This window comes from Pandoraea pneumonica, assembly GCF_902459645.1.
GTDB classification, from domain to species: Bacteria; Pseudomonadota; Gammaproteobacteria; order Burkholderiales; family Burkholderiaceae; genus Pandoraea; species Pandoraea pneumonica.
The window spans coordinates 276,569-293,148 of record NZ_CABPSK010000001.1 but is presented as its reverse complement, the minus strand read 5'-3'; the positions used below and the strand labels follow the sequence as shown (position 1 = coordinate 293,148).

Genomic DNA, 16,580 nt, shown 5'->3' with positions numbered 1-16,580 from the left:
ATAGACTTCCATCTTCACGCCCCAAGCGTGATCAGGTTTAGCAGCCTGAAAATGGATTTATGGGCACACGGCCGCACTTCACTGCGGTCTTTGTGTGCGGCGTCCTTCGTGCATCCATCAATGGGTGGGCTTGGATTGGGACACCTTCGGGTGTGCCGTTAAACCATATCCATTACGGTCTGCTAACCCGGTCCTATGCCCGCCCACCCTCATCTGCAATCCGCGGCGGGATTAACCTGGTAAAGCACGAGGAACTTCGCATGACTTCACATTGCTCCCTGTCCATTCCCTCAAGAGACACGCTCGATAGACTGAGCGAGCTGTCAGAAAGATTGGTCGCGCTTTCTATGATTGGTGCGAACCAACGTTCAACATCGATCCCCGAGCAGTTCAACGAGGCGTACTTCGATCAAATGACCGACATTTCGAGCGAGGTACATCACTTGTGCCGACGCCTCGATGAAGATCTAAATTATCTGATCCAACCAGACGCACTGGTCGCGTAAACATCACTGCCCTGACTGGCCCCCCGATGCCACTTCCGCCTTTTTGAAAAATTTTTTGCTGAGAGTCGTTCGTATGTTGATCGCCTCGCTCTTCGCGAAACCACCGCATAGAACGTACGCGTCTGACTCAACGTCAACATCTACGTAGTAGGCGCTGCCCGCCCTTTCGAAGCCAAACGGCGGGATCGAGCAGAAACAACAAACGCTATCGCGACCTAACGCCGCTGCCACCAACGCGCATTTGCCTTGGCGGCGACTACCCAGCCTTCCGGATTTTGTTTAAGTCCCGAGCCCTGCGCTCCAGGGTGGGTGAGATGTGGCCGCTTGCCTCATCTGTGCGTCCCGTCACCAACCAGTACGCAAACTGAGGCCATACGCGGCCAATCGCTTCGATCATTTCAGAGGTCGGGCGTTGCAGACCGCGTGAGACGTTCTGCCATCGCTTGGACGGGATGCCCGTGAACTCCTCCATTTCCCGCCAGCATCGATCCGCGTCAGCGACATGCTCAATGAGTTCGCAGACACGTTCGCGCATTTCGGAAAGTCCCCAAATTCATTCTCGACATGCAGGCCTACAATTTAGGCATGCCTATTCCTTAGGCGTCGGTAGCTTGGATTCACCGGCTTCCGTTCTCTCACAACGGGACAACCCATGATCGCCACACCAAAGCTCAGAATTCTCGACATCCTTCAACGCCAAGGCATTTCCATGAAGACCGGCCGTCCCTACGACATGCGCACCGCACAATGCGCACTCACGCAAACGACGAGCGAAGGCGTGAAGACCGTTGTCGGCACGGTCACGCTTCCTGAAGCGCTCAAAGACACCGAGCCAGGCGACTACCTCGCGGAGTTCGCCTTTGCGCAGTCGATTGACGGCCAGCTTGTCCCTCGCATTGTAGCGTTGCAACCCTACGCACCCAGCGCCCGAGCGGGCGACCCTACCAAGCCCGCTAAGTAATCATCCCCAACGTCTCGTCGCTTATCTACGGGCGACGCTCTGTCGTCAAATCCGGCCCCCCGCCACTTTTTCACTCCGTCTGGCTCACTCGCCTTGGAGTAACTGGGGGTTGCGATGCTTCACCAAAGATCTTCTCTGCTACTCGGTGACTTCTGTCCCGCCCGAGTTCAATCACGCACCAGTTCCAGCGCTACCCCGGCCTCACATTTACAGGTAGATGAACTCCTGCCGTGCGGACTGACTATGTCAACGGTGACAGCATGACCGCGCCGCCCTCTGGAGTCATCGAGCACACGTTCATCGTTCCCGGCGAGACATGTGTTTGCATTGCGCAGGTACGGGGCCTGTTCTCGGACGACGTTGCGCGCTTCTCCCGCACCATCGAATCGGCCCCGTTGCTTTACGAAACAGTAGAAGCGCTGGCCGGCGTTCTCGACCTGATTTGTGATGCTCAAGACGTCCCGCAGCCATCGAGTTCGAGATTTGCATGGCAGCTTCTGCACAGCATTCGGTATGGGGTTTCACGGTGAGCGCCCTACCCCACCGCATCCTCATTTGCCAGCCAACGAACTTGAGCACTCCCACCACGGCGATTGACACCCAACTGTGCCCGCCCGAAGGCGATCAGCAGTTTGCCGTGGTGAGCATTCCCCCCTCTCAGACGTCAATGACATCCCCACAGCTCGACATCCCACAGATGGCGGGTTTCTGGACATTGGCATTCGCAACCGTGATCGGACTCTGGTTCGTGAGTGCCCAGGTTGGCGCAATCGTCGGCTTCATCCGCCGTGGTTGACCAAGCGTGTCGGGCGCTCCCCGGCGTATCAACTGGAGGAAATACCCATGAAAGTAACCCTGCAACGAATCTTCTGCGCGGGAAAACACGCTGCGTGCGGTGTCGCACTGGGCACTGCGCCGTTCCTTGCGCGTGCAGAGAGTGACGTGACGGAGATGGCGAAGAGTGTCAGCTTGGATTCCACCATCGGGGCGATTCTTGCCATCGGCATCACGTTAGCGACCGTGTACGCCACATTACGCGGGGCCAAGATCGTGCTTTCCGTCCTGAAGGGAGGTTAATCCCCCGTTTTGCCGAGCGCACGAACCCATGCTTTGTGCGCTCGGCTCGTGGTCACCAACAAGCGCTTAGCCATCTCCAGGGGAGCCGACATGCCAATCCAAGATCTCTGGAATTTGACCTTCTTCGTGTGGGGAATGGTTTGCGCCTGGGCGGTAATTCAAGGCTTCCGAGGATAACGATGAAACGATCGGTCATGACTGCGCTTCTCCTCGCATTGCTCGCACAGCAGCCCGCAATGCCACAAGCACTTCCCGTCGCAAAGCTAGCAATGAATCGCGCCATCGCTGGACTTATAACGCGTGTTGCCAGGGAGAGAGGCTTTGCTGCTAACGATCCGAGAATCGCTGCGACCTTGGAGACCATTTCATCGAACAGCACCGCACTCAACGTCGTTTCCACCGGAGCCGGGTTTGGACTATCGCTCATGGGTGCGCCCGTCTGGCTGACCATATTGGCCGGTTTGGGCATCTTTGGGGCGGGTAATGCGCTACTAGCTCGTTTGGGAGACACCGAGGTCTCGATTACGGCAACCGAAGCCGGAACGCTAACGATATCAACGAGCCGTCCCCAAGGCCCTCCTCCCGTGTTGTCTGAGAATTTTCACGTGAACCTGACTCCCGGTGAGGATGAGTGGCTCGACGATCTACTTGAGCGGGGGTATCTCGCCTACCAGTTACCCAACTGCCCGGTAGGGGATAGGGAGTACATTTGCTCCTCGCTGCCGAGTCCACCTTCCGTCTCATCCGGAATGAGCCAGCAGAACTGGTGGCACGGCTACGAAGTGGTCGCAACATCCATGCATGCGTTTGTGCAACTCGTTGGCGTGCTGTTGCGAAACAACGATGGCTCGGACCCAAATCCAACAATTGTTGAGATGTTCGGTCCTGATGGCGAATTCAAAGAGTTCGGCGTCCGGTACTGGGGGCACGATTACATGAACTGTCCCGGCTCTCCAAGTTGCACTCCCTATAGTTGGATAACCGTCCCTCTGGAATCCAAATACGTTCTCACTCGCGAAGCATTTGAGCGAACTCGACGGACCACTACGTTTTCCTCGCATCCCAACCTCGATAGCGCCATTTTCGAAATTGCCGACGAAGCCTCAACCATTCCCCTCAGTGCCGAAACGCTTGCCGAGATAGTCGATCAAGTGTGGCAGCGGGCCGCATCATCTGTCGATTACCAAGGGCTCCCCTACTCCGTAACTGAGCCAGTCACGGCGCCAGAGGTGATGCCGTGGATTCGAGAGAATCCAAAGTCAACGCCGCAAATCGGCGATGTGATGGAACCTGCCACGCTTCCCGAACAAAAAGCCGTCCCTATTTCATCATCGATAAGACCTAACAAGAAGCCGGATGCGGAGACGGATCCAATCGCCCAGCCAAAGCTGGATCCAAGCGAGGTCCAAGACGTCAACGTCGTCAACCGACCAATCGTCGACATCGGTAACACGGTAAAAGCTGAAGTGGATCTGGGTGCGGCACCCGATGTAGCGGCACCCGTGCTGGAGTCAGCACCCACAGCCAAGATGATTCTTGAGCCCGTTTTGGGCCTGTTAGATGACTTCAAGAAATGGTCTGCACCGTCTCATGGCGGGGCGTGTCCGCGCGCACAACTGCAAGTCTTTGGCAGCGTGATTGCCGTCGAAGCTTATTGCGACATCGCGAACGCCATTGGCCCGGAACTTCGCCTTGCCATGCTCGCCGCATTTGCTGCGCTCGCGACTCTGATCATTCTCTCTGCTTGAGGTCATCATGCCGCTCTTTTCCATCCTAACGAGCGTACTGAACGTCGCACTCGGCTTTGTGCTGCGCTCGCTATTGGTGAAGTTCGGAACGTTCTTCGCGCTCTGGTTCATCACCACCGAATTCGTCGAGTTTCTGTTGTCGGCACGCCTTTTCCCCGAAGCCAAATCGCTTGACGACGCATTCGCCAAGATCCCTGACGGTGTCTGGTTCTGGCTAGAACTGTTTGCCGTGTCTGAAGGAATGCCGATGATCCTCAGCGCTATCGCGACTCGATTCATTATTCGCCGCTTGCCGGTAATCGGGTAATTCATGGCCATCAACGCGTACACAGGGCTAATGGGCTCGGGTAAAAGCTACGAGGTTGTGAGCAACGTCATCGTGCCCGCCGTTCTCGCAGGACGGCGTGTGGTGACCAATATCGACGGCATCTCTCCTGATGCCATTCATGACTACTGCGTCAGCATCAGAAACGCCGATCGGGACGCACTTGGAGCCATACTCCCGGTCGCGAACGCCGACGTGCTCGCTGAGCACTTCTTCCCCGACGAAACTCGACCAGACGTCGACTCAGTGGTGAAGGCAGGCGATCTGGTGGCAATCGATGAGGCATGGGAATTCTGGTCGACGTCTCACAAGATCAAACCGGAACACATGCGTTTCTTTCGAATGCACCGTCACTACGTACATGCTGAAAGCGGCTTGGCCTGCGACGTTGTGTTGATGATCCAGTCGATTACGGATCTACATCGGCAGCTGCGCTCCGTCATCGAAGTGACGTTCGTCACCAAGAAGCTCAAGGAGCTAGGGCTACGCAATCGGTATCGGATCGAGATGTTTGGCGGCGGCAAGACCATCAAATCCGCACGCCTCGGGACGTCAACGACCACGTACGACAAAGCCGTCTTCCCGCTGTACCAGTCTTACGCCGGGCAGAAGGGGCATGAGCGGGCCATCGACACTCGGCAAAACCTGTTGAAGAGCCCGAAGCTTTGGCTCACAGCAGCAGGTTTCATTGTTTGTTGGATTACAGTCGGCACCTTCCTATGGCGGTACTTCCATCCCCATACGCCGAAGAAATCGCCCCCGACGGTAGCGACTCGTCCAGGGTCGTCAACGAAGAAGCCCGAGCACGCTACCGCTGCTCAGTCACCTCGACAAGCATTTAGCTCAGATTGGCGAGTCGCCGGGCAGTATTTGATCGACGGAAAACGCTATGTCGTGGTCAGCGATTCAGCGGGTCGATTACGAGTCGAATCACCATCTGCTTTCCGCAACAATGGGATTGCGAGCATCGGTGAGATAGACGGGCAGCGCGTCACAACTTGGTCAGGCCAGAAGCCTACGTCCGGGAAAAATGGGGGCTGGAAATGAAGCTGCTCATGCCCACCGCAACCCTGCTGCTCTCGTCGTTAGCATTTGCAAACGAGCCCTACATCGTCCCTGCCCCCATCGATTACGTTGGACCGGCACTGCACGACGACGGCCCGCCCGAGTCCCGTGATATTCCTAGCCCCCCAACTTCGTCGCGGCAAAAAAACCAGTCATCCACACGAACCAACGCATTGCCCTTCCAGCCTGGCAAGTTCGATTTCCAGTTCGTCAATGTCGCGCAGCTCGTGTCCTTGCTTTATGGTGAAGCGATCAAAACGCCTTATGTCATTGCCCCAGACGTTCTTCAAGATGATCGTCTGGTGTCGCTACGTTACGAGGGCAAACCCGGCGATCTTCGAGCATTCCTGACTACGCTCCTCGAATCACTCGGGTTCGGCATCGAGCGCCGCCGAGGAGTGGATTTCGTGTTCAAGCTAGATCCGAATGGGTTGGCATCCAACTCGACCAAAGAGACGATCGTTTACCGCCCTCTCTTCCGCGATACCGCATATCTCGCAGGCCTAGTCCGTCCACTCTTCCAAGGGCATTTCACCGTGAACCGGGCAGTATCGATGCCCGCAGCCAACAGGGCCAAGGAGAATGCACCCGAGGGATCCGCAGCGGCACTGATCGACGCCCAAGGCGATACGCTGTTGTTCCAAGGCACTCGCGAGGAAATCATCGCTTTGTGTGAACTGTTGCCTCAGGTGGATACGCCGATAGGTGAAGTGTCGGTACGCGCCACGGCGTACGAGGTCTCACGCAGCAACGAGCGCGGATCGGCCTTCCAGTTGGCGCTTGATCTACTGTCGAAAGGTCTCGGACTAAGCGTCTCGATTGCTGGCGATGTGGTCGGGAACACGCTGCGCATCAAAACTAGCAACGTCGACACGATTTTCTCGGCCCTGTCGAAAGACGCCCGCTTTCACGTGATCAACAGCCCTAATCTGCGGATTCGATCAGGCGCCCGCGGACGGCTTACCGTCGGGCAGAAGGTCCCCGTGCTGAAATCAGTCTCCTATCCACGGGGAGGTGGCGAGCCGGTCCAGTCCGTCGAGTATCACTCTTCAGGCGTCATTTTCGAGCTGCGGCCGATGGTTAAGGAATCGGTAATCGATCTGCACGTCTCACAGCAGATCAGCGATTTCGTGAAGACCACAACAGGTGTCAACGCGTCCCCAACGCTCAATACGCGCGAAGTGAGTACCGAAATCACCCTCCAGAACGGGGAGGTGATCCTATTGGGTGGGCTGACGACCAACAAGTCGACCGACAACACCGCTGGCATCTCGTTCCTGCCTCGCTTTCTAGATGCGCACTCCGATACCGCGTCGAGTACCGAAATTCTTCTGGTGCTCCAGGTTGAGCGCGTAGGGGCGTCTAGCGTCGGGAGTGTCGGCGCGCCAGATACCTGCTTGAAGCGCAACAGCAAGCCAGTGCCACTGCGGGTTCCGGCCGACAAGGCCACCCCGCCGACCGAGCAGCGGGTCTCACCGCCAACGGTGATCGAAGGCGTGGCGGCCCGCGCACCTGCACTCACTGCCGAACAGTCGGGCCGTGGTGCCGCGCTGCCGCGTGCAAGTGCCTGGGGTGTAGACGTTTTGGAGGAAGCGCGATGAGCACGCCCCGCCGCCCGGAGGGCCGAGGACGGCGGGGCGCGCGAAGCGCGCCCCTATATTTATATCAATAACACTTAACGTACGCGATCAAGGAAACAGGTACCAAACCGCCCCCCGCTTTGCCAGGACAGGAACACTTTGATCGACGGTAGAAAAAAAGCCCCGACGGGGTTACCCGTCGAGGCAAGGACTACGCTCTCATACATAACCGGAGGTGGCTATGCAGGAACAGAGTTTAGAGGGCTATTCACCCTTCCGCCGTGAGTGGGTCATCAGAGGTCGCAACTTCGGGGATGGTCAAGTGGAGGTCACAGCGACCCGATTCGACCGCTACATGGGCGCTCAGGGCCTTCATCTGATGCCGCGAGCCAAACGTGGCGAATCGGAAAACTCGGAAGATAACCAATTGGTGGCGGCCAAACGGGCCAAACAACAAGTCAGATTGCGTTGTAAGGCCATCGGGGCGGATCGGATGATCACGCTGACCTACCGAGAGAACATGCAAGACAAAGACCGACTGAGGCGTCATTTCGACGCCCTGCGCCGTCGGCTCGGGAAGGTGATGGAGTTTCAGTACGTCGCAGTTGCAGAGCGCCAGAAACGCGGGGCATGGCATCTGCACATCGCGGTCAAGGGCCGACAGAACTACAGAACGTTGCGCTCGATCTGGATTTCGATCATTGGCAACAACAACGGCTATGTGCGAGTAAGCAACCCGTTCAAGCAGAAGGGTCTACGCCACAAACTCGCCTCCTACCTGAGCAAGTACATCACCAAAGACTTCGCGGAGCACGCCATCAACGAGAAGCGCTACTGGACGAGCCGTGGCGTCGAAATCCCCGAGCTCTACTCCATTACGCACCTTCTCAACGACGATCCGCTAGATGCGATCGTGATCGCATTCGAGTCGGCCAAGCTTGCTGGCGCAACATTGGACTACTGCCAAGTGTTCTGGAATCAGGAGCTAGGGTGCCTTTGGTTGGCAACTAGGGAGAATTGAAATGGGGAACAAAGTAGATTTAGATTCAACGCCGAACGACGCCGATGCGCAAGCACTGTACCTCGTGGATCAGCTAGCGAAGGCAATTGCAGAGCGTATCGCAGCCCCGTTGCCGCTTTCGATCCAGCTGTGGAACGCTAAGGCAATCGGAACTTACTTGCAACGCTCACCGGCAGTGGTTCTTGAACGAGTCGTTACGCTTTCTGATTTTCCTGCCCCAATCCGGCTACCATCCACTAGATCGAAAGCAAAAGCAGATGAGAGCCGCCCCCAACGCAATGCAACGGGGCAACCCCTTTGGAAAGCAATCGAGGTCATTCGTTGGACAGAGTCTCATCAAAACATCCGCCGCGCGCAGGCAAGGGATGCTAACAAAAAGGTGCCTCCGATTCTCACTCCCGACAAGTGATCAACGATACGAAATGCGACGAAGCCCCGCTTTGCGGGGCTCCCTTTACAATCAATCCTCGCCACCAACATCGGTCGCACTTTCAAGCCTTCGGCGGGCAAGCCACTCCAGTCGCTGCGCCTGCACGAGCAATACTCGCCTAAGTCCCTTTTGCACCTTCCGCTCGCTAATCACTTGAGCCAGTCTAGAAATTGTCTGTGTCCTGCGTGCCACGCGAACATCTGGATGTTCGCGAATCTTCTTCACCTCATCGGAAACAATAACGCCTTCGTAAGACGAGGGGATTTCGACGTCCACTGTCGGTTGCGGAGGTTCCTTCTCGTTGAGAATTGCACCGAACCTCGATGCCTCAATTGCGCGAGAGTAGATCATGTGCTCCAGCGCATCAAGATATCGCTTCGCGTTGCTGTCTGAAGCGGCCTTCCCTTCCAACGCTGGCAGAGGGTACACAACAATTTTGTGCACTTCAAACGGGTCAAGAACATTCATTGCGACAGCGTCCGTACGCTGATTCGTCAAATGACGACGGATACGCACACGTAGTGATTCTTTCGTTTGACCAACGTAGATCGGCTCACCGTCGTAATCGTAGAAAGAATAGACACCCCACTGGAAGTTTCCGATCTTCGTTTCCGCCCCGGTTAGCGGATTGACAACAGAGCGAGTTAGAAAATAATCGAGCAGCCGCCGAAGCTCACTCGTTTCGAACGGGAGATCAGAGGTAGCATCGTTAGGAATCGGAAGTTGGTCGAGTATTTCTAATTGTTCTGGCAAATCTGGCATTCACGCCCCTAGGCAACGTTCAGTTGGACCTGTGGCTGCGCACTCATGATTGGAAGCAGGACATTTTCGCTAATGTGCGCTACCACCGGCACAACCACCCCATCACCAATCAGATGGTACGCTTCGTTGTACTTAGTAGGCAACACATACTCTTCCGGCAGCCCCATTAACCGTGCCGCTTCACGAGCACTAATCAAGCGAGTGCGGACGAGCGGACCGTCAACGATCATAATTGTCTGGCGACTCGATCCACCACTGGGAGTTCGGAGACAACCTGCAATCCCGTCGAACCGGACTTCGGCACGTTGAACACCTCCGCGCGTGCGCTTGTAAATCGTCCCAACGTGAATTCGACCGGCCTGTTGTGCCGTCAGGACCTTCTGAAGATTCGTCGGTGCCATCATGCCGAGGATCTTGTCGGTCTCCTCACGACTATGCCATTTCACCCCTGACGGTTCTGAATCGATTATTTCGTCTAAAGTCTTCAATACTGACGTCGGCTCGGCCATCTTCCACCAACGCCATTTACTTCTAACCTTCTTTGGCAAAGCGTTGTAGGCACCAATCAGCTTCTCTGGACACCAGCTTGGCAGCGCACGCTTGGACACGACTTCATTAGGTACAGTGAGTCGCTCGTCGACGCAAACGATAAATACGCGCGGCCGCGATTGAGGAACAAACTGAACTGCGTCAACAACCATTGCGCCGAAGATATAGCCTTCAGCCGCGATGGATCTCGCGATTGCGTCAAAATCCTTGCCATCATGCGATGTTAGAACGCCATAAACGTTTTCGAGAACAATGGCCGACGGCTTTCTTCCCTGCCAATTCAACTCTTGAATGAGATTCCAAAAGCCCCAGAACGTCCCCGAGCGATCGCCGTTCAAACCAGCACCATTCCCCGCCAACGACAAATCTTGGCAAGGAAAAGAGGCCCATGCCAAATTGGCCTGACCCGGCAACTGATCCGCGGTCAGCTTATTAATATCTTCGACAACAAGGTGTTCACCACCCCAATTAGCCTTGTATGACCTTGCCTTCTGCTCGGAAAAATCGTTGGCAAATAGACAGGTCCAGTCATCGCCTAGGCCTGCACGAGCCATCCCGCCACCAGCAAAGAACTCGTAATAAGTGGGCATAATTCTGAGCAAACAAAAATCCAAGGAACTACAACTGACCATCGGTTGCCGTCAGGCTCGTTTATTTCTTTCTACAAACTGCTTGAGCGCCAAATCTATTCGTGTCTGCCATCCAGCACCTGATTCTCGAAAGTAAGCGAGAACTTCAGGCGAAAGCCGAATATTGATCTGCTCTTTCGGGGAACTAGCCTTGGGGCGTCCGCGCGGTCTAATCCGAAGATTCTCGATTATGTCGCCAACCATGCCCAAGGACTCTCGACCATCCGAGTCTTCCAAAATGGCATCCTCCGTAAATCGCAAAAAAATCACGCTACCAAACGATGCTGATCCGCCAGGTCGAACACCACCGCACAGGTGAAGATTTGATCGCGCACGTCAATTTTGTCACTGCGATACCCCCATGGATGTCGGGTAGCAATGTTTCCGGTGGTAATTGTACCGACATTTCCAAGTGGCCGATCTCGTTTTTTGCGGATACAAAAAATACAGATTCTTCCCATGCGAACGCCCTGCCTCGAGACCGCGCGGCAACCAACCGACGGGCCTCGCGCGTTAGCCGAGTCGCCCTGCGATCTCTGTTGCGGTAGCGTTGTAGTAAGTCATTAGTTCTGAGATGTTCCTATGGCCCGTCATTCTGGCGAGGTCCAGAGGCTGCAACTTCTTCGCTAGGCGGGTGATGGCTTCGTGGCGCGTGTCGTGGAACGTCACGTCCGGGATCTCGGCACGATCCCTCGCCTTCCGGAACAGTGCGTCGCGGCTAGACGTCGATAGAGCAAACAACGGTTCACCCTTTGGTACGCTCGGCAGCATCCTCAGCAGATCGATAGCCCTCGACGACAACGGTACGCTCCGGGCCGTCCCGTTCTTCGTCATCGGAAGCCGCGCAAACTTGCCTTTGTAATTCACTGACTGCACAGTGAGCGTCAATATCTCGCTCGAGCGCATGGCGGTTTCTATCGCAAAGAGAAATGCAACGGCGACTCGCTGCATCGGCTTTTCGACCGGCAGTCCCTCCTCGTATCCCATGCTCGCCAGCAGCGTTTCGATCTCTTCCGTGGAAATCAACCGCTCCCGCCCGGGAGGCTCCGGTGGTCGCTTCACTTCGGTCATCGGGTCTGTCACCAACCAGCCCCACTCCTTCCGAGCCACCTGAAATGCGTGCGACATCAGCGACATTTCGCGTGAAGTCGACGATCCCGATACCTCACGCATCCGAACATCTCGCCAAGCCGCCACATGGCTAGGCCGAAGCTCCGCCAGCCTGATATCAGCGAACTTCCGTCCATTGACCACTTTGCTGCCAATCAGCGGCAATCGAAGCTTCTCCCATCTAGCCCCGCGTTTCGTGGGACTCACCTTCAGCTCGTACTCTTTGAGAACGTCACCTACTGTTAGCGTCTTACTGCCACTCCCGCTAGCAATAGACCGCATTTCCGTCTCCCGCTGCGCACACCACGCCTGCGCGGCTGCCTTTGTATCAAACGTCCTGCTGTCGCGCTCGCCGTTGACCATCAACTGGGCGCGCCAGCCCTTCACCACCTTCTGAATGGATGCCATTTCGTGGGGAAATCTCGGGTAAAAATTGGGGAGGCCACCCCGATTTTAGGTGTGAACAGGTGAGATTTTGGGTGATGGGGAAGACAATCGGAATTCACGCAAAGCCCCCGCCGGGCCTTACCAGACGGTCTTTCGCGCGAATTTCAGGGAAGAAGTAGAACCTACAAAACCGATGCCAAAACGGGGAGTTGGTGCGAGGAAGGGGACTCGAACCCCAGCAAATTCCTTGTAACTCGGCCCTCTCAGCCAGCATGCTGGCAAAAAGCTGGCACTACGATGTACCGCACTCCGGTTGAACGGCGAACCCACACGCTCCGACTGCACTTCCATGTGGGTCGATTCTCGTCCACCCGATTCGTTTGATCATCAAGACATCTGTTACAAGGACACAACAGCTCAATCGGGCAATTGAAATTGGTACGCCAACCGCTTAAGTTCTACCCACGGGGATTTTTTCTGTGTCTAGAAACGTCGTCCTGGGAGCGCTTCAATGAATGCTGCGAAACGCCTAAGCAGTCCGTTCTCTGATCCCCTAAGATCGATATTTATTGCACTCTCCCTGTGTGCCTTTGGCACTGCCCACGCGGCATGTGACAACACAAATCCGGCAAGCAACACGACGGTCACGTGCACGGGAACCGGTGGCACGGTCCTAGCACAAAGCGGAAGTACCAACGTTACGGTGAATGTGACACCCGGGAGCACCGTATCCTTGGTACGCGGCACGCCGAACCTCGCGATCATTTCAGTCGACACTTCCAGCACCATCTCCAATTCCGGCAGTGTCAGCCTTTCCGGATCGTCCTCGACAGGTCGCGGAGCAGCGCTCCTCGGCCAGAACGACAGAAACACACTCATCAACACGTCGACCGGCACCATCACGACGAGCGGTGCTAACAACGACGCCATGGCCCTGAATGGCAATAATGGCTCGCTTACGAACAATGGCACCATTTCACTTTCCGGCCCCAACTCTTACGGAATGACGGCCTCCTGGGGGCAGGCTACTGCCCTCGGTCAGTTCACTACGTTCGTGAACACAGGAACAATCAGCGCATCCGGATCTAGCAGTCGTGCGATAAGCGCCACCGGTGGTCAAAGCACGATTACCAACACCGGATCGCTTATTACCACGGGGGGCACTGCATCGGGCCGCTCGTTCACCGTATACATGCAGGGCAATAACATCACGTTCACCAATAGCGGCTACGTCGAAGCACAAGGTGTCAACAGTGACGCAGTGGTAGTGAACACGGCGCAAAGCTTTACCGGGACCGTTGTCAATCAGGCCGGAGGTCAGATCATCAGCCAGCAAGGTACCGGTATTAGGTCAGTCAACGGCTTCATCTCCATCACAAATGCCGGCCTGATCCAGAGCAACGCCGGAACAGCCATCGCGATGAACCCCGCCGCACGATCGAACACCCTCACGCTGCAAACCGGGTCGCAAATCATCGGTACGGCCGACGGGGGCACCAGCGCCGTGAGTACCCTAATCCTGCAAGGTACAGGCACCGCCAGCAACCCATTCGTGAATTTTGGCACCCTGCTCGCTCAAGGTGACAATTGGACATGGAGTGGTAGCGGCAACTTCAACAACGCCCAGTTGCAGACCGGGACGTTCAACCTCACGGGCACGCTTGGCGGCGCGACGACAACGGTGGCTTCTGGCGCAACCCTTACCGGGACTGGGACGCTCACGGGCAACGTCACGAACCAGGGCATCGTTCATCCGGGGGACGGCAGCGGCAATGGCACGCTGACCATTGTCGGCAACTACACCGGGCAGAACGGCACCTTGAAAATTGACTCTGTGCTTGGCAACGACAGTTCGCGTGTTGCCCCTCTAACCGTGAGCGGAGGCACGATCAACGGCAACACATCGGTTGCCGTCAATAATCTTGGCGGGCTCGGTAACTTGACCACGGGCAACGGAATTCCGGTGGTGCAGGCCGTCGGCGGCGCAACGTCGACCGCGTCAGCCTTCGCGCTCGGCTCGTCGGTGAGTGCCGGCGCCTATACCTATTACTTGTATAAGGGTGGAACGACGGCCGACAGCACGAACAGTTGGTATCTCCGCTCGACGGTTGCTGCCCCCGTTGAGGTGACCGTTACAGATCCAGTCACCGGAGAGCCGGAGGTCGAAATTCTTACGCCCACGCCTGGCATCGGCACACCGCCGACCGCCACCTTGGAGCCGGGCGAAGATCCACTGCCCATCTATCGGATCGAGGTGCCCGTCTACTCGATGATGCCGGAGCTAGGCAGAACCGCCGGTTTTGCCCAAATGGCCACATTCCACGAACGGCAGGGTCAGCAGGGATTGCTTGACGAGCGTGGCTGGCTGACCGATGGCTGGGCTCGGGTGTGGGGACAGACCGAGCAGTTGCGTACGAAAGGTGATGTCACACCTCAGTTCGACGGCAACATTGGCGGCATTCAAATCGGGCACGACGTCTTTGCAGGTCGCAGCGAGTCAGGTCATGGCGACCACGTGGGGATTCTCGGTGGGTGGACACGCGCGTCGGGTGACGTTCAAGGTCTCGCGCTCGGCATGCCAGATACTCACGCAGGCTCCTTGGCGTTGGATATGTACAGTGCCGGCCTCTATTGGACCCACACCATGCCAGGGGGGGCGTACACGGATGCCGTAGTCCTCGCATCTTCGATGCAGTACCAAGCAAAGCCACTAAGTGGCCTCAATCGGAACGTCAACGGCAAGGGCCTGGCCGCGTCGCTGGAGACGGGGTGGCCGATTCACCTGTCGGAGACGTTGGCGCTCGAACCACAGGCACAGATCATCTGGCAAAGACAGAGCATTGACGATTTCAATGATGGAATTTCCAGCGTAGCGTTCAACAACGTCAACAGTTTGATTGCGCGTATCGGCGCGAGGCTGGAAGCGAACTACGACGGTGCGCGCGGGCTGCTCCGCCCTTACCTGCTATTCAATCTCATCCACACCTTCGGAAACGATGGTCGGGTTCTGTTTGGAGGTAATACCCCGGTGGTGACCAACTCCAATAGCACCGCCGCCCAGTTTGGCGTCGGCGTCGCCGGTCGCTTCAACAAAGCAGCGAGCGTATATGCAACGCTCGCCTACCTGACCCAGCTTGACGCAACGCGCCAGCAGTCGGTTTCCGCCACGCTCGGTCTGCGCTGGACGTGGTAAGTAACAAAGACCTGGTTCGGGCGTGTACCGCATCCGACAGTACAACTCGGGAGAGCGTACCTGCATGGGGTGCAGGTGGTCGGAGGTTCAAATCCTCTCGCCCCGACCAGAATTGAACCCGCACAGTCATTGGCTGTGCGGGTTTTTTCGTTTGGGTCAATCTGTTGATTCGTACAGCGGAATATTAGGCGATTGCCTAATATCCAATGGCAGCGCGCAGGTCAGGTAGCGGGCTTCGGCTGTGGCTCCGCGCGCATGGAAGCGGTATCGGGCAACATCACAATAGACCGCGCCGTGTCCATCGATCGAGTGCTCCAATGTTTTGGTGACGTATCTTGAGGCGAGACTCGAACCCCAGCACAATCCTTATTCGATGCGGCTTCCAGGCGATACGCTGGCACAATGCTGGCATTCGGTCAGTTTGTGTGCCGGTTCTGTACGTAATGGCGGCTGTCGGCCACTCTCGGCCATTCGACATACCTGCACGAATCGCAGACAATCGAGTGAGCAAGCTTTATTCGCGACGGAAAGCAGACTGATGGAACCTTGCAAGGTCCAATTTACGGTGGATAGCCTTTGCCACTGGGCAGGCATGGGCGATTACGTGCTGATTCCGCCTGATCGCAGCTATGAGATCACGCTGCGATATGACGGTGAGCTTCCGCACGGAGATTCATACCACGTCGCTGCCATAGCCGGGCGCCGGTTTCCCGGCTATGCATGGGGCAGCATGTTCGCAATGTCAGAATGTTCGAACTTAATTGCCTTCAGTTGGATGAGAAAGAAATTCGAAAGGCTGACGACGATTATCGACGTGAGACATTCCAGATACTTCGTTTTGCCGCGATACATCTACCATCCCCGTATCGAATGGCCGTCAATTCTAGATGCGATGTGCGAACAAGAAGAGTATGCGTTCAACGGCTCAGAGGCTTGGGCGAATTATTGACGAGTTTCAGGCTTTATCGTCGGTTCAAGCCCCCCCTCCGCGCGTCTGCCGAGTGAGCACGCGAATTGATCTTTGCGACTGACTGCTAACGAGAAAGGTGAAGGTCTTTTCAGGGTCGGAATCGGTCATCCGAGAAGACCAATTTCCCTCGGTGAAAATTCTCGCATCGGTGCACCAAGCGTGCACCGATTGAAGATATCTTATTGATCTAATTGGTTATAGGATTCTGGCCCCCGGCACGCCTACTCCATTTTTGATGCAGTTCGAAGGGATTTTTTTGAAAGGCTG

15 protein-coding genes are annotated in these 16,580 nt (G+C 56.2%); 11 read left to right on the top strand and 4 right to left on the bottom strand.

What is annotated here, in order from left to right; genetic code table 11:
• The first annotated feature begins 1,158 nt into the window (after positions 1–1,158).
• The 9 genes from PPN31114_RS01390 (at position 1,159) to PPN31114_RS01350 (ending at position 8,692) form a co-directional block, all read left to right on the top strand.
• Positions 1,159–1,467 (top strand): cellulose synthase, encoded by a 309-nt coding sequence (locus PPN31114_RS01390; RefSeq protein ID WP_370865822.1) that lies wholly within the window; start codon positions 1,159–1,161, stop codon positions 1,465–1,467.
• A 487-nt stretch (positions 1,468–1,954) separates the two neighbouring features.
• Positions 1,955–2,263 (top strand): hypothetical protein, encoded by a 309-nt coding sequence (locus PPN31114_RS01385; RefSeq protein WP_150677717.1) that lies wholly within the window; start codon positions 1,955–1,957, stop codon positions 2,261–2,263.
• A 47-nt stretch (positions 2,264–2,310) separates the two neighbouring features.
• Entirely contained in the window at positions 2,311–2,544 is a 234-nt protein-coding gene (locus PPN31114_RS01380; protein WP_150677716.1) for a hypothetical protein, read from the top strand.
• 194 nt (positions 2,545–2,738) lie between these two features.
• Positions 2,739–4,292 (top strand): hypothetical protein, encoded by a 1,554-nt coding sequence (locus tag PPN31114_RS01375; RefSeq protein WP_150677715.1) that lies wholly within the window; start codon positions 2,739–2,741, stop codon positions 4,290–4,292.
• Between the two features lie 7 nt (positions 4,293–4,299).
• Positions 4,300–4,599 carry a DUF2523 family protein gene (locus tag PPN31114_RS01370; protein ID WP_150677714.1) on the top strand — a complete coding sequence of 100 codons (300 nt, stop codon included), beginning with the start codon at positions 4,300–4,302 and terminating at the stop codon, positions 4,597–4,599.
• A gap of 3 nt (positions 4,600–4,602) precedes the next feature.
• Entirely contained in the window at positions 4,603–5,664 is a 1,062-nt protein-coding gene (locus PPN31114_RS01365) for a zonular occludens toxin domain-containing protein (protein WP_150677713.1), read from the top strand.
• Positions 5,661–7,283 carry a type II secretion system protein GspD gene (locus tag PPN31114_RS01360; protein WP_150677712.1) on the top strand — a complete coding sequence of 541 codons (1,623 nt, stop codon included), beginning with the start codon at positions 5,661–5,663 and terminating at the stop codon, positions 7,281–7,283. Before PPN31114_RS01365 ends, PPN31114_RS01360 begins: the two co-directional genes overlap by 4 nt.
• Positions 7,284–7,503: 220 nt before the next feature.
• Positions 7,504–8,283 (top strand): rolling circle replication-associated protein, encoded by a 780-nt coding sequence (locus PPN31114_RS01355; RefSeq protein ID WP_150677711.1) that lies wholly within the window; start codon positions 7,504–7,506, stop codon positions 8,281–8,283.
• A 1-nt stretch (position 8,284) separates the two neighbouring features.
• Positions 8,285–8,692, top strand: coding sequence for a hypothetical protein (locus PPN31114_RS01350; RefSeq protein WP_150677710.1), 408 nt, complete (start codon positions 8,285–8,287; stop codon positions 8,690–8,692).
• Positions 8,693–8,743: 51 nt separating this feature from the next.
• On the opposite strand, the gene PPN31114_RS01345 is transcribed toward PPN31114_RS01350, so the two are convergent.
• The 4 genes from PPN31114_RS01345 to PPN31114_RS01330 form a co-directional block, all read right to left on the bottom strand.
• On the bottom strand, positions 8,744–9,475 hold the full coding sequence (locus tag PPN31114_RS01345; protein WP_150677709.1) for a GIY-YIG nuclease family protein: 732 nt from the start codon (positions 9,473–9,475) through the stop codon (positions 8,744–8,746).
• 8 nt (positions 9,476–9,483) lie between these two features.
• Positions 9,484–10,626 carry a DNA cytosine methyltransferase gene (locus tag PPN31114_RS01340; protein WP_246182355.1) on the bottom strand — a complete coding sequence of 381 codons (1,143 nt, stop codon included), beginning with the start codon at positions 10,624–10,626 and terminating at the stop codon, positions 9,484–9,486.
• A 39-nt stretch (positions 10,627–10,665) separates the two neighbouring features.
• The gene (locus tag PPN31114_RS01335; protein ID WP_150677708.1) at positions 10,666–10,857 is read right to left on the bottom strand and encodes a BrnA antitoxin family protein; all 192 of its coding nucleotides are present in this window, start codon (positions 10,855–10,857) and stop codon (positions 10,666–10,668) included.
• 309 nt (positions 10,858–11,166) lie between these two features.
• Positions 11,167–12,171 carry a tyrosine-type recombinase/integrase gene (locus tag PPN31114_RS01330; protein ID WP_150677707.1) on the bottom strand — a complete coding sequence of 335 codons (1,005 nt, stop codon included), beginning with the start codon at positions 12,169–12,171 and terminating at the stop codon, positions 11,167–11,169.
• Between the two features lie 490 nt (positions 12,172–12,661).
• Here PPN31114_RS01330 and PPN31114_RS01325 point away from each other — a divergent pair, with 490 nt between their 5' ends.
• Positions 12,662–15,343, top strand: coding sequence for an autotransporter family protein (locus PPN31114_RS01325; protein ID WP_150677706.1), 2,682 nt, complete (start codon positions 12,662–12,664; stop codon positions 15,341–15,343).
• Between the two features lie 538 nt (positions 15,344–15,881).
• Positions 15,882–16,292, top strand: coding sequence for a hypothetical protein (locus tag PPN31114_RS01320; RefSeq protein WP_150677705.1), 411 nt, complete (start codon positions 15,882–15,884; stop codon positions 16,290–16,292).
• Positions 16,293–16,580 lie beyond the last annotated feature (288 nt).